General features: G+C 55.2%; 21 protein-coding genes and 5 pseudogenes. 16 read left to right on the forward strand and 10 right to left on the reverse strand.

The genetic code is table 11. The annotated features are described in order from the left end of the window. Positions 1-9: 9 nt before the first annotated feature. From ccdA to AC1M2H_RS27255, 4 genes are all read left to right on the forward strand, one after another. Positions 10-228: a type II toxin-antitoxin system antitoxin CcdA gene (gene ccdA / locus AC1M2H_RS27240; RefSeq protein ID WP_480149775.1), complete on the forward strand. Its 219-nt coding sequence runs from the start codon at positions 10-12 to the stop codon at positions 226-228. A 1-nt stretch (position 229) separates the two neighbouring features. Further along, the gene (gene ccdB / locus AC1M2H_RS27245; RefSeq protein WP_480149776.1) at positions 230-535 is read left to right on the forward strand and encodes a type II toxin-antitoxin system toxin CcdB; all 306 of its coding nucleotides are present in this window, start codon (positions 230-232) and stop codon (positions 533-535) included. Then, entirely contained in the window at positions 536-1,342 is an 807-nt protein-coding gene (locus tag AC1M2H_RS27250) for a site-specific integrase (RefSeq protein ID WP_480149777.1), read from the forward strand. A 113-nt stretch (positions 1,343-1,455) separates the two neighbouring features. Beyond that, the gene (locus tag AC1M2H_RS27255) at positions 1,456-2,496 is read left to right on the forward strand and encodes an IS481 family transposase (protein ID WP_480149778.1); all 1,041 of its coding nucleotides are present in this window, start codon (positions 1,456-1,458) and stop codon (positions 2,494-2,496) included. Positions 2,497-3,101: 605 nt separating this feature from the next. Here the strand turns inward: AC1M2H_RS27255 and tnpC are convergent. The 3 genes and pseudogenes from tnpC to tnpA form a co-directional block, all read right to left on the reverse strand. Further along, a pseudogene (gene tnpC, locus AC1M2H_RS27260) lies at positions 3,102-4,235 on the reverse strand (IS66 family transposase); the annotation flags it as partial. 30 nt (positions 4,236-4,265) lie between these two features. Then, positions 4,266-4,616: an IS66 family insertion sequence element accessory protein TnpB gene (gene tnpB, locus AC1M2H_RS27265; RefSeq protein ID WP_191939720.1), complete on the reverse strand. Its 351-nt coding sequence runs from the start codon at positions 4,614-4,616 to the stop codon at positions 4,266-4,268. After that, entirely contained in the window at positions 4,613-5,026 is a 414-nt protein-coding gene (gene tnpA, locus AC1M2H_RS27270) for an IS66-like element accessory protein TnpA (protein ID WP_480148419.1), read from the reverse strand. Before tnpA ends, tnpB begins: the two co-directional genes overlap by 4 nt. Positions 5,027-5,297: 271 nt before the next feature. On the opposite strand from tnpA, the gene istA reads away from it, so the two are divergent. Both istA and istB read left to right on the forward strand, forming a co-directional pair. Next, on the forward strand, positions 5,298-6,833 hold the full coding sequence (gene istA, locus AC1M2H_RS27275; protein WP_480149779.1) for an IS21 family transposase: 1,536 nt from the start codon (positions 5,298-5,300) through the stop codon (positions 6,831-6,833). A 24-nt stretch (positions 6,834-6,857) separates the two neighbouring features. Further along, a complete protein-coding gene (gene istB, locus AC1M2H_RS27280; protein ID WP_480149780.1) occupies positions 6,858-7,613 on the forward strand; it encodes an IS21-like element helper ATPase IstB in 756 nt (251 codons plus the stop codon). Positions 7,614-7,766: 153 nt separating this feature from the next. Here istB and umuC read toward each other — a convergent pair. From umuC to AC1M2H_RS27295, 3 genes and pseudogenes are all read right to left on the reverse strand, one after another. After that, a pseudogene (gene umuC / locus AC1M2H_RS27285) lies at positions 7,767-8,528 on the reverse strand (translesion error-prone DNA polymerase V subunit UmuC); the annotation flags it as partial. An 11-nt stretch (positions 8,529-8,539) separates the two neighbouring features. Continuing rightward, entirely contained in the window at positions 8,540-8,917 is a 378-nt protein-coding gene (gene umuD / locus AC1M2H_RS27290) for a translesion error-prone DNA polymerase V autoproteolytic subunit (RefSeq protein ID WP_480152046.1), read from the reverse strand. 68 nt (positions 8,918-8,985) lie between these two features. Next, positions 8,986-9,231, reverse strand: a complete 246-nt coding sequence (locus AC1M2H_RS27295) for a DinI-like family protein (RefSeq protein WP_480149781.1) — start codon at positions 9,229-9,231, stop codon at positions 8,986-8,988. 205 nt (positions 9,232-9,436) lie between these two features. Here AC1M2H_RS27295 and AC1M2H_RS27300 point away from each other — a divergent pair, with 205 nt between their 5' ends. The 8 genes and pseudogenes from AC1M2H_RS27300 to AC1M2H_RS27335 all read left to right on the forward strand — a co-directional run bounded on the left by AC1M2H_RS27300 (position 9,437) and on the right by AC1M2H_RS27335 (position 14,594). Continuing rightward, positions 9,437-9,667, forward strand: a complete 231-nt coding sequence (locus AC1M2H_RS27300) for a hypothetical protein (RefSeq protein WP_480152047.1) — start codon at positions 9,437-9,439, stop codon at positions 9,665-9,667. Between the two features lie 126 nt (positions 9,668-9,793). After that, positions 9,794-9,979: pseudogene (locus AC1M2H_RS27305) on the forward strand (hypothetical protein); the annotation flags it as partial. Positions 9,980-10,027: 48 nt separating this feature from the next. Then, a pseudogene (locus AC1M2H_RS27310) lies at positions 10,028-10,289 on the forward strand (hypothetical protein). A 197-nt stretch (positions 10,290-10,486) separates the two neighbouring features. Then, positions 10,487-11,692: an IS256 family transposase gene (locus tag AC1M2H_RS27315; protein ID WP_480149782.1), complete on the forward strand. Its 1,206-nt coding sequence runs from the start codon at positions 10,487-10,489 to the stop codon at positions 11,690-11,692. A gap of 84 nt (positions 11,693-11,776) precedes the next feature. Further along, complete coding sequence (locus AC1M2H_RS27320; RefSeq protein ID WP_480152048.1) at positions 11,777-12,463, forward strand: DNA methyltransferase; 687 nt, start codon at positions 11,777-11,779, stop codon at positions 12,461-12,463. 45 nt (positions 12,464-12,508) lie between these two features. Further along, a complete protein-coding gene (locus AC1M2H_RS27325; protein ID WP_480149783.1) occupies positions 12,509-12,919 on the forward strand; it encodes a DUF1380 family protein in 411 nt (136 codons plus the stop codon). A 52-nt stretch (positions 12,920-12,971) separates the two neighbouring features. Further along, the gene (locus tag AC1M2H_RS27330) at positions 12,972-13,736 is read left to right on the forward strand and encodes a hypothetical protein (RefSeq protein ID WP_480149784.1); all 765 of its coding nucleotides are present in this window, start codon (positions 12,972-12,974) and stop codon (positions 13,734-13,736) included. 237 nt (positions 13,737-13,973) lie between these two features. Beyond that, a complete protein-coding gene (locus AC1M2H_RS27335; protein WP_480149785.1) occupies positions 13,974-14,594 on the forward strand; it encodes a LysE family translocator in 621 nt (206 codons plus the stop codon). A gap of 103 nt (positions 14,595-14,697) precedes the next feature. Here the strand turns inward: AC1M2H_RS27335 and AC1M2H_RS27340 are convergent. Then, a pseudogene (locus AC1M2H_RS27340) lies at positions 14,698-14,838 on the reverse strand (IS110 family transposase); the annotation flags it as partial. A 7-nt stretch (positions 14,839-14,845) separates the two neighbouring features. Next, positions 14,846-15,718: an IS3 family transposase gene (locus tag AC1M2H_RS27345; protein WP_480149786.1), complete on the reverse strand. Its 873-nt coding sequence runs from the start codon at positions 15,716-15,718 to the stop codon at positions 14,846-14,848. Positions 15,719-15,815: 97 nt separating this feature from the next. On the opposite strand from AC1M2H_RS27345, the gene AC1M2H_RS27350 reads away from it, so the two are divergent. Both AC1M2H_RS27350 and AC1M2H_RS27355 read left to right on the forward strand, forming a co-directional pair. Further along, entirely contained in the window at positions 15,816-16,847 is a 1,032-nt protein-coding gene (locus AC1M2H_RS27350; protein ID WP_480151833.1) for an IS630 family transposase, read from the forward strand. A gap of 26 nt (positions 16,848-16,873) precedes the next feature. Further along, positions 16,874-17,290, forward strand: a complete 417-nt coding sequence (locus AC1M2H_RS27355) for a VOC family protein (protein ID WP_480147914.1) — start codon at positions 16,874-16,876, stop codon at positions 17,288-17,290. A 269-nt stretch (positions 17,291-17,559) separates the two neighbouring features. On the opposite strand, the gene AC1M2H_RS27360 is transcribed toward AC1M2H_RS27355, so the two are convergent. Together AC1M2H_RS27360 and AC1M2H_RS27365 are read right to left on the reverse strand one after the other, a co-directional pair. Next, positions 17,560-18,150 carry a maltose acetyltransferase domain-containing protein gene (locus AC1M2H_RS27360; RefSeq protein ID WP_480149787.1) on the reverse strand — a complete coding sequence of 197 codons (591 nt, stop codon included), beginning with the start codon at positions 18,148-18,150 and terminating at the stop codon, positions 17,560-17,562. Between the two features lie 59 nt (positions 18,151-18,209). Then, complete coding sequence (locus tag AC1M2H_RS27365; protein ID WP_480149788.1) at positions 18,210-19,475, reverse strand: oligosaccharide MFS transporter; 1,266 nt, start codon at positions 19,473-19,475, stop codon at positions 18,210-18,212. Positions 19,476-19,496: the final 21 nt, after the last annotated feature.

Raw genomic sequence — 19,496 nt, forward strand, 5'->3', positions numbered from 1 at the left:
TCGTGCACTATGAAACAACGTATTACTGTCACGATTGACAGCGACAGCTATCAGTTGCTCAAACAGGCTGATGTCAACATCTCGGGGCTGGTCAATACGGCCATGCAGAATGAAGCCCGACGACTGCGTGCTGAACGCTGGCAGACTGAAAATCAGGAAGGGATGGCCGAGGTCGCCCGGTTTATTGAAACAAACGGCTCTTTTGCCGACGAAAACAGGGACTGGTGAGATGCAGTTCAGGGTTTACACCTATAAAAGAGAGAGCCGCTACCGTCTGTTTGTGGACGTGCAGAGTGACATCATCGACACGCCCGGCCGGCGGATGGTGATCCCGCTGGCCAGTGCCCGTCGGCTGTCCGATAAGGTCTCCCGCGAACTGTATCCGGTGGTGCATATCGGGGACGACAGCTATCGCCTGATGACCACGGACATGGCCAGCGTCACGGCCTCCGTCACCGGGGAGGAAGTGGCCGATCTCAGCCACCGGGAAAATGACATCAAAAATGCGATAAACCTGATGTTCTGGGGAATATAAATGTCAGGCTCGGTTATTAATCCCCCTTCACCCGTCACCTTACCGGCAGAGTATTCCACCGGACAGCCTCCACAGCTGCCTGTCGCCATCGATTATCCGGCGGCACTGGCCCTGCGTCAGATGGCGCTCGTTCAGGATGAACTGCCGAAATACCTGCTGGCGCCGGAAGTCAGCGCCCTGCTCCACTACGTGCCGGATCTTCACCGCAAAATGCTGCTGGCAACCCTCTGGAACACCGGTGCACGCATTAACGAGGCGCTGGCGCTGACCCGGAGTGATTTTTCGCTGGCGCCGCCCTGGCCGTTCGTGCAGCTGGCCACACTCAAACAACGGACCGAGAAAGCTGCCCGAACGGCAGGCCGCACGCCGGCCGCCATTCAGGCTCACCGGCTGGTCCCGCTTTCCGATCACCACTACGTCAGCCAGCTACAGATGATGGTGGCCACGCTGAAAATTCCGCTGGAAAGACGCAACAAGCGCACCGGCAGAATGGAAAAAGCCCGTATCTGGGACATCACTGACAGGACCGTGAGAACGTGGATTAATGAAGCGGTTGAAGCGGCTGCTGCCGACGGGGTGACATTCTCGGTACCGGTGACACCCCACACGTTCCGGCACAGTTACGCCATGCACATGCTGTATGCCGGCATTCCGCTGAAGGTCCTGCAGAGCCTGATGGGCCACAAGTCAGTGAGCTCAACGGAGGTTTACACGAAAGTGTTTGCGCTTGATATTGCGGCAAGGCACAACGTGCAGTTCCAGATGCCGGGGACCGAGGCGGTGGCGATGCTGAAAGGACAGAGTTAACTGCTGCAGGCTGTATTAGTCGCGACTTGATCTGACACTGGACCTTGAAAGGTTGAGAGTTACCGGTTTTGATATGGGTGCCGAATCCTTATACAAAACACGAGGTAACTCTCATGCTTTATACTAACAATCCCATCATCAAACACAAAGCCGGCCTGCTCAATCTGGCCGAAGAACTCGGTAACGTATCAAAAGCCTGTAAAATCATGGGCGTATCACGCGATACTTTTTACCGCTACCAGGAGCTGGCTGAAGCAGGCGGCATTGACGCGCTGGTGAGTCAAAACCGTCGGGTGCCCAACCTGAAGAATCGGGCCGATCAGGCCACTGAACGGGCGGTTGTTGAGTACGCCATTGAGTTCCCGGCCCACGGTCAGCACCGGACCAGTAATGAGCTGCGTAAAAAAGGCGTATTTATCTCCGGCAGCGGCGTGCGCTCCATCTGGCAACGACATAACCTGGAGAACTTCCGTAAGCGGCTGAAGGCGCTTGAGGAAAAGGTTGCCAGAGAAGGCATTGTGCTTAGCGAAGCTCAAATCGTTGCGCTGGAGAAAAAGGCGCACGATGACGAAGCCTGCGGTGAAATCGAAACGGCTCACCCGGGTTATCTGGGGTCGCAGGACACCTTCTACGTTGGCAATCTGAAAGGGGTGGGCCGCATTTACCAGCAGACGTTCGTGGATACGTACTCGAAAATGGCTCACTGCAAGCTGTATACGAGTAAAACGCCAATCACTGCAGCGGACCTGCTTAATGATCGGGTACTGCCGTTCTATGAGGCCCAGGGGCTGCCGATGCTGAGAATACTGACGGACAGGGGCACCGAGTACTGCGGTAAAGTAGAGCAACATGATTATCAGCTGTATCTGGCCATCAACGATATAGACCATACGAAAACGAAGGCGATGTCCCCTCAGACGAACGGTATCTGCGAGCGCTTTCATAAAACCATTTTGCAGGAATTTTATCAGGTTACGTTCCGCAAGAAACTATATGCAGACCTGGAGAGCTTGCAAATGGATCTGGACAACTGGTTGTGGCATTACAATAATGAGCGAACTCATCAGGGTAAAATGTGCTGCGGGCGTACGCCAATGGCCACGTTACTTGATGGAAAACGGGTCTGGGCAGAAAAGAATCTGAACCAGATTTAATCTGACAGACACCTGTATAAATAACCGGTAACTGTCAGATCAGGTCTGAGCTAGTACACGCCAGCTGGACTTCATTTGGCTCGGCGGCATAACGTCCATAATTCTGAACCTGGCTGTCGGTGAGAAAATCAGCGCTCATCAGTACGTTCCTTCGCGATTCATTGTTCCATAATCTTTATGAAGGTATCATATATTAAGATTTATGAGACTGCATCTTAAGGGCAAAAAAGCGGTTCCAAATGTCGTTTTTTGGTCATTTTGATACCGTGTCGTATCAGAATTGATTTCTGATACTGCTTAGCGTGGTTTTTTACATCAATGGCCGTCAAACCCCGTATCCAGTCGGGATGTCGGATAGGTTATCCTTATTACATATGTAATACATTTGTAATCACTCATCAACCACCAAAGACGTAATACAGGGTTATGGTATATTGGTTGCAATAACACATGAGGTCACTATAATACAGTTAAGGATGCAGCAGACTGGTTAATCCAGACATCCCGCTACCAGTTACGCTGGTCAGGCCAAGTCCGGTAAAGGCGCTTCTGAATACCAGAGATACTTTCTGGCGAAACCCACCTTAAGGTGGGTTTTGTTATTACAGTTCACCGATACGTTTCAGGGCTTCCTCTGCTGTGACCGTCTGAGTACTTATATAGACGTCGTGGATTTTTCGGCGCGCGTGAGCCCAGCAGGCTGCTTCTGTTAGCGGGCCGCCGTCACGCTCTGCACTGAACAACCTGTCGTAACCAGCGAAGGCATCGGCCTGCAGAACGCTATGGTAATGGCGAAGATGTTGTTGAGGATGTTTCCCCTGCCGATCCGGCGAGAAGGCGAACCACGCTGCGGGCGGGTCTGACGACCCCGCGTTCCGGTCATTGCGAACGTACGTCCAGATGCGCCCGGTTTTCGTCTTCTTTCTGCCCGGTGCCAGTACCGGCACCGGAGTGTCATCCGTATGCAGTTTGCGGCAGTCCATCACGTAGCGGTAAAGAGCCTCATCCAGCGGGACCATCAACCGGCAACAGGCATCCACCCAGTTGGAGAGCAGAGCCCGGCTCAGATCCACGCCCTGACGGGCAAAGATTTCGCACTGGCGATATAGCGGCAGGTGTTCACAGTATTTGGCCGTTAACACCCGGGCCAGCAGACCCGGACCGGCGATACCCCGATCGATAGGGCGTGATGGCGCAGGCGCTTCAACGATGCAGTCGCATCGGGTGCAGGCCTTTTTCACCCTGACCGTGCGGATCACTTTCAGAGCGCTGGAGACCAGCTCCAGTTGCTCTGCGCTGACTTCTCTGAGGTATGCCATATCGCTGCCGCAGTCCGGACAGCAGGTTTCGGCGGGCTCCAGCCTGTTTATTTCGCGTGGAAGATGGTCAGGCAGAGGACGGCGATGGCGCGACTGTCGAAGCTGACGCGGAACCTGCTGATCGTTATCCCGGCCGTTGTAACGATCGCTTTGCTGCTCCTGCTGTTTCAGCAGGGCTTCGGCGTCTTCAACCTGTCGGCGAAGTTTTTCGGAGCGGGTACCGAACAGCATCCGCCGTAGTTTTTCTATCTGTGCCCGCAGATGCTCTATTTCGCGCTCTTCGTTCTCTATTTTCTCTTCTGCGCGGGCCAGCGCAGAACGCAGGAACGACTCAGTCTCTGCAACGAGGCTGAGCCGACTGTCTTTCTGGCGAAGCGCGTCTTCCAGCGCGGCGATACGGGCGATATAGTCCTGACTCATGACCTCATTTATAATGCGGTCATGCTCTTTTTACAACATTGTCAGTGAGTTAAGTCGGGCTGTTTTTGGCTGACGCCAGTCCAGCTTATCGAGGAGCATGGCGAGTTGTGAGCGGGTGATGGCGATTTTACCCTCGCGTACAGCAGGCCAGATGAACTGGCCTTCCTCCAGCCGTTTGGTAAACAGGCACAGACCGTCAGCATCAGCCCAGAGGATCTTCACGGTGTCACCTTTGCGGCCACGGAAGATAAACAGGTGCCCGGAGAACGGATTTTCATCAAGTGCATGCTGTACCAGCTCGCCCAGTCCATTGAACGATTTACGCATATCCGTGACGCCAGCAACCAGCCAGATACGGGTGCCTGACGGGAGGGATATCATTGGCTTCTCCCGGTCAGCTCGCGGAGCAGCACGGCCAGCAACTCCGGTGACGGGTTCTCAAGCGTCATTTTGCCGTGGCGGAACTCGACGCAACAGGAGGAGGCGTTCAGCGCTGAGAACTGAGCTGGCTCAGTGTTCATCCTGCCAGATGGAGTCGGATCAGGTACAACCTCAACAGGTAGTATCGTTGGTAGTGATGAAGTCACTACGGTAGCCGGAAGGCGGCGCGATATGCGGCCTTCATTCTGCCAGAGCCGCAGCCATTTGAAGATGACGTTATCATTAACGCCGTTTTCACGGGCAATCTGAGCAACGCAGGCGCCGGGACGGGAAGCCAGTTCAACCATACGGAGCTTGAAGTCATTCGAATAATTCTTGCGGGGTTCTTTTCGCCAGTATTGGGATTCCATACTTAGATGTCCGTCTGTAACAAGTGGGCGTCTAAGTTTGCAAAATGGCATCTGAATCGATCAATGTTTGGCATTCGAATCGATCATGATTTGGCATGCATCTCCGATCGTGGTTTGGCATCACAATCGATCACGATTTGGCACGCATCCGATCACTGATTGGCATCCTGTCGAGCACTCCGGGAATTAACTCTTTCCATTACAGTCTTCATTGCTGTTTTTTAATCCAATGGAGACATCGATGTCCAAAAAGAGAAAAGCCAGGAGTTCCATGGAAACCTGTTTTAAGATCCTTCAGCTCAAGTTCGACCAGAAGCTGACCAACCGCTGTATCGGGCTGACAATGAAAATCAGCTCCTCGACGGTTTTTGAAGTCCTCGCCCGCTTTAAAGCCACCTCTCTGTCATGGCCCCTCCCCGCAGGGATGTCCCACGACGCCCTTGAAAAACTCATCTTCCCGGCTAAAGGCACATCCGCATCAGAACTGGTGATGCCTGACCTGCTTCACTTCGATACCGAGATGAGAAAGCCTGGCGTGACACGGCAACTGCTGTGGATGGAATACAAGGCTCAGGCGGGGGAACTGGCGATGGGGTACTCCCACTTCTGCCGCTGCTACCGGGAGTGGAAAAAAACACGCCGTCTCTCCATGCGCCAGGAGCACCGGGCCGGGGAAAAGCTCTTTATCGACTTCTGTGGTCCGACGGTCCCCGTTATCAATCCGGATACCGGAGAAATACGCCGGGTGGCCATCTTCGTGGCCGTGATGGGGGCATCCAGCTACACCTATGTCGAGGCGTGTGAAGGTCAGGACATGATGTCCTGGCTGAACGCCAACAGCCGCTGCCTGACCTTCCTGGGCGGCGTGCCGAAGCTGCTTATCCCCGATAACCTCAAAAGCGCGGTGAAAAAGGCCGATCGCTATGAGCCTGTCATCAACGACAGCTATCAGGCGCTGGCGGAGCACTACGGCACCGTTATTATCCCGACCCGCCCCTATAAGCCGAAAGACAAACCGAAAGCAGAAAACGGCGTCCTCATTGTCGAAAGATGGCTGCTTGCCCGCATCCGCAATGAAACCTTCTATACGCTCAGGGCGCTGAATACCCGCCTGCGGGAGCTGCTGACGGATATGAATAACCGGCCAATGAAAGGGTACGGCAACCAGACCCGTGCAGAGCGCTTCCGCATGCTGGATGCACCGGCACTCTCACCGCTGCCTCTGGTGACGTATGAATACAGAGAATACAAGGCGGTGAAGGTCGGTCCTGACTACCACGTTGAATATGCCCGCCACTGGTACTCGGTCCCGCACGAACTGGTTGGTCAGCGTCTGTCGCTGAAGGCGGGTCAGTCGGTGGTTCAGGTCTGGCACAAGGGGCAGTGCGTGGCGCAGCATCCGCGCAGCTCGCATGAGTATAAGCACTCCACCAATCCGCTTCACATGCCGGCTCAGCACCGGGGGCACGGTACCTGGACACCGGAACGTCTGCTCGAGATGGGGTGCAGCATCGGCCCGTTCACCGGCAGAGTGGTTGACGCCATGCTGAAAGCAAAGGCCCATCCGGAGCAGGCCTACCGCGCAGTCCTTGGCCTGACTGCGCTGCAGAAAAAATATGGCAAAGAGCGGCTGGAAAAAGCCAGTTGCGTCGCCTGGCACTATAACGCGCCGGACAGACGGTTCATCGACAACCTGCTGCGTCACCACCGGGAGAACCAGGAGCTGCCGTTATCCCGTCATAGCGAGCAACACTCAGCAACGTCACCTGAGCATGAAAACCTGCGCGGCCCGGGCTACTACCATTAACTGCCAACCAAAGGAACCTGTTGTATGAGCGATAACCTGTTGAATAAACTGACCCAACTGAAGCTTCCGGCGATGGCCGGTAGTCTGATACGCCAGCGAGAAACGCCCCAGACCTACGACGAGCTGTCGTTCGAGGAACGGCTGACCCTGCTGGCCGATGATGAGTTGCTGAACAGAGAAAACGGTCGTGTTGCGCGGCTGAGAAAAAGCGCCAACCTGAAGTACCAGGCAGCCCCGGAGGGGCTGCATTACCCGGTCTCACGGGGGTTGCGGGCCGAACAGATGCGGGAGCTGCTGAACGGCCACTACATCACCCACAAGAAAAGCCTGTTGATCACCGGTCCGACGGGGTGCGGAAAAAGCTGGATAGCCAATGCGCTGGGTGAGCAGGCATGCCGACAGAAACACAGCGTGCAGTACTGGCGTACGGGGCGGCTGCTGGAGATGCTGGCGCAGGGTCGTGTTGACGGCAGCTGGCTGAAGCATCTTAAACAGTTGCAGAAAACGCAGGTGCTGATACTGGACGATCTGGGTCTGGAGCCGCTGACCAACGCGCAATGTAACGACCTGCTGGAGATAATCGAAGACCGCTACGGACAAAGCAGCACCATCGTGGTAAGCCAGTTCCCGGTAGACAAGTGGCACGGTCTGATGGAGAACCCGACAACGGCCGATGCGATCCTGGACAGGCTGGTGCATAACGCGCACAGGCTGATACTCCAGGGTGAGTCAATGAGGAAAAATAAACCGGCAGTGGAAAGCGACGAAAAAACAGGTTAAAAAGCAGCAGGAAAAGTTAAGTTCCCGGTTGATCGAATAGATGCGAATCGCTGATCGAACTTCGATGCCAATCCGTGATCGAATAGAGCGGAATACGCACTAAGTTACCAGTACTGGTTTAATGGCTACATACGGCACTGGGTTTACGCTTACAAAACTCCGGCTGCAGACAATCTGCTGTTTCGGGGGAGGGGCTTCTTCCAGCGAAATACAGGCCTCTCCGTTCAGCTCCCGGACCGTTCTCTCCTGCACCACGTTAAAGTTTTTTCTGATGAAGGCCGGATCCGCGCGCGCCAGCTGCAGCGCTGTGGTGATGCCCATCGTGTTCAGTTTCTTCCCGATGCGGCGTCCGACGCCCCAGATTTCCTCCACCGGCTGCAGCGAGAGCAGTTTCTCCGTCCTGCGGCGATTTCCTGCCGTTAATGCCAGTATGCCGCCAAATTGCGGCCATTCTTTTGACGCCCACTGGGCGGATTTTGCCAGTGTTTTCGTGGGGCCCATCCCGACGCCGATGGTCAGTGCGGTATGGCGGAGAACATGCTCACGCAGCTGACGACCGAAATCCTCAAAGGCGATGCAGTTGTCGATGCCGGCGATGTCGAGGAACATCTCATCAATACTGTACTGCTCCACGCGCGGTGACAGGTCCTCAAGACAGCGCATCACGCGTTCTGACATACTGTGATAAAGCGAATAATTGCTGGAAAACACCGCCACGTTGTGCTTTTCCGCCAGCGCCTTCACCTTAAACCAGGGGGCGCCCATCGGGATATTCAGCAATTTTGACTCCCTGCTGCGTGCGATGACGCAGCCGTCATTGTTGCTGAGCACTATCACCGGCCTGTCGCGCAGGTCCGGGCGAAACACTTTCTCGCAGCTCGCATAGAAGCTGTTCACGTCAGCCAGGGCAAACATACCGGCACTCCTTACAGGCGGGCCCGGGTACGGTGAATGAAGTGCATCACCACCCCGAACAGGGTGAGTTCTTCCGGCCAGAGCGTCGGATAAGCGGGATTCATCGGCTCCAGGGCAGGGCGGGGGTGCAGGCGCAGCCGCTTCACGGTAAACCCGCCGTCCACCTCCGCAATCACCACGTCGCCGTCCACGGCGGTTTCCGCCCGGTCCACCACCAGAATGTCGCCGTCATACAGACAGAGGTCTTTCATGCTTTCCCCGCTGGCGCGTAAAAAGTACGTCGCGGCAGGGTGACGTATGCACAGGCTGTTTAAATCGAGCTCCTGCTCAATATAATCCCCGGCAGGGCTCGGGAAACCCGCCGCACAGGCATCCGCAAACAGGGGCATCTGCAGGGAAGAGGGCGCGGCCGGAAGCGTGAGCACCGCCTCCGGGTCAAACAGGGGCTCCCTGCGACTCATTCCGGCAGCCATGCGTCATCCTGCCAGATGGCTTCGAGCATGTTCATGATGTCCGACTTTTCCTGGTCGCTGCGCGCGCCGCTGACATCCAGCGCAGTCTGCGAGCTTTTCCCGATATTCAGCCAGAGTTGAGGGTAGCGTGGTGTCAGGCGGCGCTCAATTTCCTGCTGCAGTGCGGCAAAGGTACCGCTGCGCATGGCTTTCACCTGCTCCGGAGAAAAACGAACGGAAATCTGTAACATGATGCACCTCATTACTGTATGGATGTACAGCTATTATTTTTCCGTTCGGCAGAATTTGCAAGCCTCTTTATACAGGTCTGTGCTGATTCCCTGCTGTCATGGCGAAAAGAGCGAGTGGCGGAAAAACGGGGGGCAGGACTGCACAGGCGCAGGTATCCTGTCATATACAGATATCCGATGTGTTTTTTTCCCCGAGGAGCGCTTTATGTCACCCGGCTTCAGAAATGTTCTCCGGTTTGCCGGCGTTCCCGTCGACAGCCGTGAACCGGTACGCAGAAAATTCGGCAGCCGGCTGATACTGACCGTGACCCTCTGCCTGCTCCCGCTTCTGGTGTTCGACGTACCGCAGTGGGTTTTTGTTCTGTCGCAGGTTATCTGGGGCGCAGGCGTGTATATCGGCCTGTCTGTGGCCGGGGATACATCCCGGTACCGCTGATTATTCCCTTCCGGCTGTTCAAAAAAGGAACAGTCGTTGTGACGCCTGTCTTCCCGTGGCTCTCCGCTGCCTGCCTTCAGGTTATCCACAGGGTTAAACAGATGCATTGTGGACAGATGTGCCGGTGACGGGCACAGGTGGTTGTATCCGGACGGCGACGTCTGGTTTAACAGCATCATTCTGCTCGATGACCTGGAGACCCGTATCCTGCACGGTCTGAAATTCCTCGACACCTGGCGTGTCTTCGGTAAGCCGGAGGCGCCAGTCGTCTGCGACGAGTGGGGCGATGACTGGCGGGATATCACCCGCTGACCTTTTCCTGACCGGGCGTTCTGCCCGGTTTTTTTACCCCGGCAAAGGTTGTCGCCTCATCCCGGCTCCGCTTTTATCCGCGACGGCGTCGCGGGGAATGAGACTGCCGCACGCTGCCAGTGTCTCGCGTCCGGTCTGGTACGGGGCGGGCGGCTTTTCCGCTCCGGCCCGGCGTCGTTGACAGTTTACGCCAGTCCCTCGCCCTTTAAGGAACGCCCTTCAAGCCGCTTTTGCGGCATATCCTCGCCGTCGAAAAGACTGACGGCTGCGGTATTCCACAGTCGGCCTGACCCGTGACCGGACGCGATGAACAGGCAGCGTGCGGCAGGGAACGGTATCGCGGTGATGCCTCCTGCCCCCTCTGACTACAGGAGTGCTGCCATGTCCAGATTCATTCTCGGGGGTAGAGTCTTAGGACGTGGTGTAAATTCAGCAGGATGGTGAGCGCCATCGGCTTATCCGGTAAGGTAATGGTTACGAAGACATTATCTTAAAAGGAACAAACCGATGGCTGACAACAGCATGACATTCAGCAATACCCTGATGCAACTTGGCGGTGAGGACTTCCTGCGTGAACTCACCGAATTTATGCTCAACCGCATCATGGAAGCCGATGTCACCCAGCGCATCAACGCGGAACCTCATGAGCGAACGGATGAGCGTGAGACTTACCGTAACGGCTACCGCGACCGTCAGTACAACACCCGCGTCGGCACGCTGGACCTGCGTATCCCGAAGCTCCGGGAAGGCTCGTACTTCCCGTCCTTCCTCGAGGCCCGCAGGCTGTCGGAGAAGGCGCTCAACGCGGTTATCCAGGAGGCGTGGATAAATGGCGTCTCCACCCGCAAGGTGGACGCCCTGGTGCAGTCGATGGGGATGACCGGCATCTCCCGCAGCCAGGTGTCGTCCATCTGTCGCGGCATCGATGAGCGTGTGCAGGCGTTCCTGCAGCGACCGCTGGAAGGCGAATGGCCTTACCTGTGGCTGGATGCGACTTACGTGAAGGTGCGCAAGAACGGCCGGGTGGTCAGCGTGGCGGTGATAATCGCCTGCGCGGTCAGCTCGGACGGTCGCCGGGAGATTATCGGGATGGGCATCGGTGAGTCAGAAGCGAAAGCGTTCTGGCTGGCCTTCCTGTTGGGTCTGAAAGAGCGCGGCCTTGAGGGCGTAAAGCTGGTTATCTCCGACGCGCACAGCGGGCTGAAAGCGGCAATACAGCAGGTGTTCTGTGCCAGCTGGCAGCGCTGCCGGGTCCACTTCATGCGTAACGTTCTGGGCCGCGTCAGCAGGGCGAACCAGTCAGTGGTGCGCGCGGCGCTGCAACAGGTGTTCGTGCAGACCGATGAGAAAAGTGCCCATGCGACCTGGCGTGAGGTCGCCGGCCAGCTGGAAAAAAGCGCGCCGACAGTCACGGAGATGATGGACGAGGCGGAAGCAGACGTGCTGGCGTACTTCGCCTTCCCGAAAGCGCACCGGGTGAAAATCCACTCCACGAACACGCTGGAGCGTCTGAACAAAGAGGTGAAACGGCGTGCTGATGTAGTGGGCATCTTCCCCAACGAAGAGAGCATCATGCGGCTGCTGGGTGCGGTGCTGACGGAGCAGAACGAGGAATGGCTGCTACAGAACCGCTACCTGCCACAACACAGCATGGCGGAGATAGACCAGACCGCTGAAGAGGACGTAATCGAAGCGCTGCCGGTCAGCGCATAACAGGCCCATTACCGGACCGGAGAGCTGGAACCGAATTTACACCACCTTGACGGACTTGACCTTCTCGGGGACTGTACTGACGTGATGCGCGGATTTCCCGACCGTGCCGTTGACCTTATTGTGACCGATCCGCCTTACCTCGTCGGCTTTAAGGATCGTTCAGGCCGCCAGATTGCCGGCGACGTCACCGATGAATGGCTGGAGCCTGCCACCCTTGAGATGTACCGCGTGCTGAAAAAAGACGCGCTGATGGTCAGCTTCTACGGCTGGAACCGCGTTGACCGCTTTATGGCGGCGTGGAAAGCGGCGGGGTTCTACGCCGTGGGGCAGATTGTGTTCACCAAAACCTATGCCTCCAACCGCCGCAGCGCGAAGGGGCGTCGCGGATTTGTGGATTACCGCCATGAAGGGGCCTACGTGCTCGCCAAAGGCCGCCCGGTGCCACCTGAAAAACCGCTGCCGGACGTGCTGTCTTTCCCGTACACGGGTAATCCGCTGCATCCGACCCAGAAGCCGGTGGAAGCGCTACAGCCGCTGATTGAGTCATTCAGTGCCCCCGGCGCGATTGTCCTCGACCCGTTTGCCGGCAGCGGCTCGACCTGCGTCGCCGCATACCGCGCCGGACGCCGCTATATCGGCATCGAAATGCTGGAGCAGTACCACCGGAAAGGGGCCGAACGGCTGGCCGGGCAGAGCCTGCGACGCATCAACACCTTGCTGAATGAGGCTTACAACGAAGCCCTGATGCTCGACGAATCTTTTAAGGACTGAACCCCGGGCGGCGAGGCCGCCCCACTGAATCACGGAGAAAACACCATGCTGTACGGCACCCGTAAAGAACTCAACAAGAAACTGAAACGCATGTTCGGCGACGAAGAACGTTACGCCCTGCTGGTCTGGACGAAAGAGGACGTGATGGCCCAGGTGGAGAACATGACGGAAGACGAAGCCCACATTGTGCTCGAACTCATCGGACAGGCAGGCACCGGCGACCATGCCGAAGAAGGCGTGTCATTTTGCACCGTTCAGGCGCTGTATGCGGGCATTCAGGAGAGCACCCGCCGCGTCACTGTCCCTGCCGGTATGCTGGCGAAACTGACCTGTATCGCCGGGCAGGCGCTCAGCGAGGAGGATGCGCGGGTCTGGCCGCTGGTCTGCCAGCAGTATCCAACCGTCGCCGACGCGCTGGCAGATATCAACTGGCTCAGGCAGCAACTGGCCGCTTAACGCACCCGCCCCGCCAGCGCTGCGGGGCCATCAACCGGATCAGGAACAAAACATGAGAAATGAAACCCTTAACGCGCTCATCCTGCGCCACGGCGACCGCCTGCTACGTCAGGCTGGCTGGCCCGATCCCATTGATATGACACCGGTTGCACCGGACACCGTTCCCGGCTGGCTGGCCGCCTGCGGCTCGCTTGATGCCGCGCAAATCCTGGCGCTGACGACGCACCTTTGCCAGCCTCTCACGTATGGCCGGGCGGAGTTGTTAACCGCCAGCGCCCGGCGACTGGCGGGAACCCCCGCGCGTCTGCATCTCTTTCCGGCGAAGGCATATCTGCACCCCGAACGGCTGGCTGACTGTCAGGTTATCCGGCTGCCCTACGCGCAGGAGTGGCTGACGGCGGCGGAATGTGACGACCTGCTGGCCTTTCTGAAAGCCTCAGCAGACCAGATAGCGGAAATCGTGCGCCGGGATGCGCAACGCCTTGCCGCTGCCCTGCAACCGTCCTCCGCCCCGCGCCTGATGGAGAGGCGTATCGGTGACTGGCGGCTGCTGGCCGACGAGTACGATCATGACAACGGGCTGGACGAAAGCGAGACCGACAGGCTGGATCAGGTTCTCGACGCCATCCTGCTGCGCGATGCGCGTTTCTGCCCGGTCCTGCTCACGCTGGTTAACGAGCGGGAGGAAAACATAGAGGGCGCAGACGTTATCACTGACATGCTCCGTTTTCCGGGCGATCCGGCCCGCCGCTGGCTTGATCGCTGCGTATTACGGTACGTGGTGAGCGAGGCCCGCGCCGTCAGAACTCAGGCGTGACACGCCGGAACAGTGGGGGAGGGGAGACCCTCCCTTGTCTGCCTGCCATCGCCGGAGGTCCGGTGCGATAAGATACCCTCTTAATTTGCAACTTTCTATTGAGTCTAAAAGGATTCAATCTAGATGGGGGGCATGTGTAGGTCAGCACTGAGCGAGGAGCAGACCTTTAAAAATGATATTAAATAGATTGATTGCAGGGAACTAAATGATTAGCATCTTCTCTTTCGGACAAAGAAAATGACTGTTAACGATTCCCTCTTCGCATTCTCTCTCGCAGCACTGTTACTTACCCTGACTCCCGGCCTCGATACGGCACTGATTCTGCGCACCGCTTGTGCTGAGGGCGGTAAAAAGGCTTTTCACGCTGCGCTTGGCATTGATGCTGGCTGTTTTATATGGGGCGCGTTGGTCGCGTTAGGTCTTGGCGCTCTTCTGGCGGTTTCAGAGATGGCCTACACTGTGCTTAAAGTTTGTGGCGCTGTCTACCTGAGCTGGCTGGGATTACAACTGCTGATACGTCCCCGAGCCTCTTTCAGTGATGGCGATGACAACAACGGTTCTCAGGGGAACTGGTTTATCAGAGGAATGCTGGGCAATGTGCTCAATCCCAAAATGGGCATTTTCTATGTCTCTTTTCTGCCGCAGTTCATACCTTCCGGTCATTCACCTTTGATATGGACTTTTATTCTGGTCAGCATCCACGTGGCGATTGGGACTATATGGTCAGTCACACTCATTTTATCCACGCATTTTGCGTCAGCTTTATTGAAGAAAAGCCGCGTTGTCCAGGTGATGGATAGGGCAACAGGGGGCTTATTTTTATGCTTCGCGGCTAAACTTGCTATGAGCACGAGATAGCCTTGGGTTAGCTGTAAACGTCCGCTCATGGCACAAAGCTGCCCGTTGGCCAAATGGAAGCTGGCACATTTGAACCTGTCGAGTATCTGCCAGTTTACTGTGATCAGTTTGTAACTACAGAATGTACAGCTATGCGTGAACTGAACGCAGTGCCTGACTTTAGTACCCCGAATACTATATGGATTAGTTTCCGCATAACGGCACCGACGACAAGCATCCTCGGTTTGCCTGCAAGCAACAGTCTGATCTGGTCAAGTTAAACAGGACACTTTTTTCTCAGCCATCTGTTCATATCGCTCTGGCGATAAATACCCATTCGAAGCATGGTTTCTGTCAAGATTGTAATAACGCATATAGTCTGCAACATCACGTTTCATACCTGCCCGCGTCTGCTGCGGGATCAACAGCACCCATTCATGTTTCAAACTGCCCCAAAAACGCTCCATTACCGCGTTATCCCAGCAGGCGCCAACATCTCCCATGCTGCTTCTGAGTCCGTAACTGGTTAACTGCGTTTGGAAGCGCTTGCTGGTATACTGCGCTCCACGATCGGTATGGACGACCAGCCCTGTCGGTGGATTGCGCAGGTTGTAAGCCTGCATGAGAGCCCGGCAAACCAGCGACGATGTCATTCTCTTGTCAATGTGCCAACCGACGATCCGGCGGGAATATAAATCCATGATCGCAGCCAGGTACAACCAGCCTTCACCCGTTTTCAGATACGTAATATCACTCACCCATATCTGGTCCGGTCCGGGAGGATTGAAGTTCTGATTCAACAGATTTGGTGCAAAATCAGCCCCTTTCTTCGGTTTCGTTGTGACCTTCCAGGCACGGCGTTGCCGGCAGAGAAGTCCCTCTTCGCTCATGATTTTTCTAACGCGCCAACGACTTATGGTGACGCCTTCTTCACGGAGCTTTTTAACCAGCGTTCGGCTCCCGGCACTTTCCCGACTGGCAGAGAATAACGCCTTGAGCATCACCCTGACTGCGGTATCTTTCGGCGGGCAGGCTATCGGCTTTTTTCGCCAGGCATACCATGCGGACGGGCTAATGCGCATCACGCGACAAAGCGTCCGTAGCCTGTAATTACCTGCGTTATCGAGGATAAACTGGTATCTCACGACATGTGCTTCGCAAAGAAGGCGCTCGCCTTTTTTAATATACCCGTGATCATTGAAACTGCTTGATTTCGTCGGTGCTGAGGATCATGCTCAGGCCATGAACGTAAAACTGACCTCCGCACAGATTGCCGCCCTTGAGGCTCAGCACCGGCAGAGTCGTGACCGCCGTGTCTGCGACCGGATACGCTGCGTGCTGCTTTCTGCTCAGGGCTGGTCTCCTGCCATGATTGCGCAGTCTCAGCTCATTCATGAGACCACGGTTCTGCGTCATCTATCGGATTATCTCAGCGACGGTAAGCTCACCTCTGATAACGGCGGTTCGCAGGAGCATCTGACTCCCGGGGAGTCTGCCGAACTTCGTCAGCTTCTGACTGACACTGTTCACATCACGACGGCCAGTATCGTGTCGCTTGTCCGTGACCGCTTCGGTGTGCGCTACAGCATTCCGGGTATGAATAAGTGGCTTCACCGCAACGGGTTCACCTGGAAAAAACCGTCAGGTATTCCCCATAAGTTCTGCCCGGCACAACAGCAGCAGTTCATGACGCATTATGAAGCGCTGAAGCAGGCTGCCGGTGACAGCGAACCCATTCTGTTTATGGATGCGGTACATCCGACGCAGTCAACGAAGCTGAGCTGTGGCTGGATAAGAAAGGGGGAACTGAAAGCGGTGAAAACCACCGGGAGCCGGACCCGCCTGAACATCATCAGCGCCCTCAGCGTGAACGACCTGGCCCGGACGGTGACCCGTGATTATCCGCAGATTAATGCGGATGCTATCTGCCGTTTTTTTATTGCAGTTCGCCAGACTTATCCGGTGTCGCAGAAAGTGCATCTGATACTGGACGGTGCGCCTTATCACCGGGCATCGCTGGTTAAGGACTGGGCCTTCGTGATGAATATTGAACTGCATTATCTGCCGCCGTACAGCCCGAACCTGAACCCGACAGAACGGTTGTGGAAGGTGATGAATGAGCATGTGCGGAATAACCGGTATTTTGCGTCAGCGAAAGCCTTCAGGGACGCGATAAGAGGATTTTTTGAACGAACCCTGCCGGAACTGGGGCAGAAACTGGGCTGTCGTATCAACGACAATTTTCAGGTGCTCAGTTCCGTGTCAGAGACATAACGACGTATAGCGTAAGGTGTTCACCTGTGAACAAAATAACTCTCATTGATCATGTTGCAATAACTGTTGCCGACCTTGAAGTATCTTACTGTTTTTACGATAAATTGTTTGGTGCAAAAATTCATGCAGAGTACGCCCCCTTTGGGAAACTGCTTGTAAGGCAGGTATCGCTGGGTGATATTGTCCTGAGTTTACATCAGGTTGAGAATGGCGTGGAACTTGTAGCTAAAAGGCCAATGCCAGGGAGTGCTGATTTATGCTTCCGGTGGGGAGGGACAATTCTCAGCGTGTTAGAGCTACTTGAGAAAAACGATATCGAAATAATCCATGGCCCGGTGCCCCGTGAAACGAGTTCAGGTCAGCCATCACAATCTGTTTTCTTTCGGGATCCTGATGGAAATCTGCTGGAGTTAATGGCTGCTGATAATAAAGACCAAGGTTAAAATACTCAATAAAGTCAAAAATAAATATTTTCATCTGCAGGACTTAATGTGGCTCCCTGAAACAATCTGCACTTTGAAGTTTATTGAGTATATTTTTAGCTACTGCTGAACTCGCCATCAAACATAAACTCATCGCTAACGCTATCGTCTTTTTATTCATTTTTATTTTCCGGAGGTAACAGGGAGGTCAGGTGAGTTAATAACTCATCTTTTTATCTTCATTATTTTTATATAGTCAAAACGGCTAATTAATATGCAATATTAATTTATCAACCGGTATATATATGATATTTATTTTTATCCTCATCGGTAATATCTCTTAATACCCGGCAAGGCACCCCGGCGGCAACAACGTTCGCCGGGATCGAGCGATTAACCACGCTGCCGGCGCCAATCACCGAGTTTTTGCCGATGGTAACGCCTGGATTAATAATCACCCCGGTGCCAAGCCAGACGCCATCCTCAATGATGACCGGCAGAGAGAACTGCTGCAGCGTATGGCGCAGATCCGGATGCACCGGATGGCCGGCGGTAGAGATCGTCACATTCGGTGCGAACATCACGTTATTGCCGATAATAATCTCGGCATCATCGACCAGCGTCAGATTGAAGTTTGCGTAGAAGTTATCGCCAATAGTAGTGTGAATTCCGTAAGCAATATTGATCGGCGGCTCGATCCAGCACTGTTTACCCACGCTCGCAAACATGCGCTGAATAATATCGTCTCTTAGCTCCTGACCGAAAGGGTGCGAGTGGTTATATTCATAGGCCCGCCCCTTTGCCATCAGCCGCTCCTCCGGCAGCCCGTAGCCACCATCAGTGTATAATTCACCGCTGTTCATTCTTTTTTTAATATCCATCGCCAACCTGTTCTCCATTTATTCAGCACATCCCTGTGAGAATTTAGTCTGTTAATTTATCAAATGGTCATTGCTTTATTACCGACGCTGGCAGCGGCGGATTTCCCTGAAAGCGTAAAGGCCGATATTAACGTCACGGACAATGCAATACCGCCAAGGATCATATACGTCTCCTGGAAACCAATCCGGTCATACATATTGCCAGCAAATGCGGAGAGGAAAATCGCCGCCACCTGTTTGGAGAACTGGAAGCCAACCAGATAAATCGTCGCCGACAGCCGGACGTCAAATACGCCGGTAATATATTTAAACGCCCCCACCAGCAGGAACGGCACTTCCAGGGCGTGGAGCATTTTCAGCGCCACGACCTCAACCGCGGTAGTGGCGAACGATGACCCGATCATCCGCGCCGCCATCACCATCCCGGCAATCAGCAGGGTGTTCTTCGCGCCGATGCGGTTAATAATCCACGGCGAACTGAACATGATGATCGCGTTGCAAATCTCCCCGGCGGTGGTCGCAAAACCAAAGGCGCGGGTGCCCGATTCCGGCGTAGCGAAGAAGGATTTAAAGAAGGTGGCAAACTGCTGATCGAAGACGTCGTATACGCACGCCACGCCGACCACATACAAAATGAACATCCACATTTTGCGCTGACGGAACATCCGTAAGGCGGTTTTTAAATCCACCGATGGGCGATTCGCTCCCAAAGAATCCATTACCTGGGCGGTCTGGCTGGCCTGCGGTTTCGCGATAGCCACCAGTACCACCAGCAGCAGCGCGGCGGCCGATCCCATCCAGAATACCCACTCGGGATTGACGCTAAACAGCATCCCCGCGGTCGTCGCGCACAGCGCCCAGCCAAGGCAGCCAAAGGTACGCGCTTTACCGTACTCAAACCCGCTGTTGCGGCTAATGCGTTCGATATAGGCTTCCATCGCGCCGGCGCCGGCGGAGAACACGAAACCAATATAGGCGCCCCCGCTTAATGCCCCCAGCCAGATATTGATTTTCAGCAGCGGCGCAAAGACATAGAGGAAGAACGGCGCAATCAACACCAGCAAAATCGTCACGATCCACATCAGGTGTTTTTTCAGCCCCAGCTTATCGGAAATGACCCCCAGAACGGGCTGGAAGCAGATTGCAAACAGGGAAAGGCTGGAGAAAACGATGCCGGTCTCGGTTTTATTCAGGCCAATAACGTCCGATAGCCAGATCGGCAGGAACGGGAAGCAGGTAGCCATAATGAAAAAGTAGAGAAAAAAGAACAGGCCGAAAATCCAGAAGTTAGGGTTGTTTTTGTGGGTACAGGCAGTCGGGTTCATTTTATATTCCTCAGTCAGGGC

It is taken from the genome of Klebsiella sp. F11 (assembly GCF_056712265.1).

Excerpts from the sequence above, each read along its gene's own strand:
- AC1M2H_RS27300 (WP_480152047.1), top strand. The coding sequence starts at position 9,437 with ATGTCACCCGGCTTCAGAAATGTTCTCCGGTTTGCCGGCGTTCCCGTC.
- AC1M2H_RS27315 (WP_480149782.1), top strand. The coding sequence starts at position 10,487 with ATGGCTGACAACAGCATGACATTCAGCAATACCCTGATGCAACTTGGC.
- AC1M2H_RS27330 (WP_480149784.1), top strand. The coding sequence starts at position 12,972 with ATGAGAAATGAAACCCTTAACGCGCTCATCCTGCGCCACGGCGACCGC.
- istB (WP_480149780.1), top strand. The coding sequence starts at position 6,858 with ATGAGCGATAACCTGTTGAATAAACTGACCCAACTGAAGCTTCCGGCG.
- AC1M2H_RS27320 (WP_480152048.1), top strand. The coding sequence starts at position 11,777 with ATGCGCGGATTTCCCGACCGTGCCGTTGACCTTATTGTGACCGATCCG.
- istA (WP_480149779.1), top strand. The coding sequence starts at position 5,298 with ATGGAAACCTGTTTTAAGATCCTTCAGCTCAAGTTCGACCAGAAGCTG.
- tnpA (WP_480148419.1), bottom strand. The coding sequence starts at position 5,026 with ATGGAATCCCAATACTGGCGAAAAGAACCCCGCAAGAATTATTCGAAT.
- tnpB (WP_191939720.1), bottom strand. The coding sequence starts at position 4,616 with ATGATATCCCTCCCGTCAGGCACCCGTATCTGGCTGGTTGCTGGCGTC.
- AC1M2H_RS27295 (WP_480149781.1), bottom strand. The coding sequence starts at position 9,231 with ATGTTACAGATTTCCGTTCGTTTTTCTCCGGAGCAGGTGAAAGCCATG.
- AC1M2H_RS27365 (WP_480149788.1), bottom strand. The coding sequence starts at position 19,475 with ATGAACCCGACTGCCTGTACCCACAAAAACAACCCTAACTTCTGGATT.
- umuD (WP_480152046.1), bottom strand. The coding sequence starts at position 8,917 with ATGCCCCTGTTTGCGGATGCCTGTGCGGCGGGTTTCCCGAGCCCTGCC.
- AC1M2H_RS27335 (WP_480149785.1), top strand. The coding sequence starts at position 13,974 with ATGACTGTTAACGATTCCCTCTTCGCATTCTCTCTCGCAGCACTGTTA.
- ccdB (WP_480149776.1), top strand. The coding sequence starts at position 230 with ATGCAGTTCAGGGTTTACACCTATAAAAGAGAGAGCCGCTACCGTCTG.
- AC1M2H_RS27350 (WP_480151833.1), top strand. The coding sequence starts at position 15,816 with ATGAACGTAAAACTGACCTCCGCACAGATTGCCGCCCTTGAGGCTCAG.
- AC1M2H_RS27325 (WP_480149783.1), top strand. The coding sequence starts at position 12,509 with ATGCTGTACGGCACCCGTAAAGAACTCAACAAGAAACTGAAACGCATG.
- AC1M2H_RS27360 (WP_480149787.1), bottom strand. The coding sequence starts at position 18,150 with ATGGATATTAAAAAAAGAATGAACAGCGGTGAATTATACACTGATGGT.
- AC1M2H_RS27255 (WP_480149778.1), top strand. The coding sequence starts at position 1,456 with ATGCTTTATACTAACAATCCCATCATCAAACACAAAGCCGGCCTGCTC.
- ccdA (WP_480149775.1), top strand. The coding sequence starts at position 10 with ATGAAACAACGTATTACTGTCACGATTGACAGCGACAGCTATCAGTTG.
- AC1M2H_RS27250 (WP_480149777.1), top strand. The coding sequence starts at position 536 with ATGTCAGGCTCGGTTATTAATCCCCCTTCACCCGTCACCTTACCGGCA.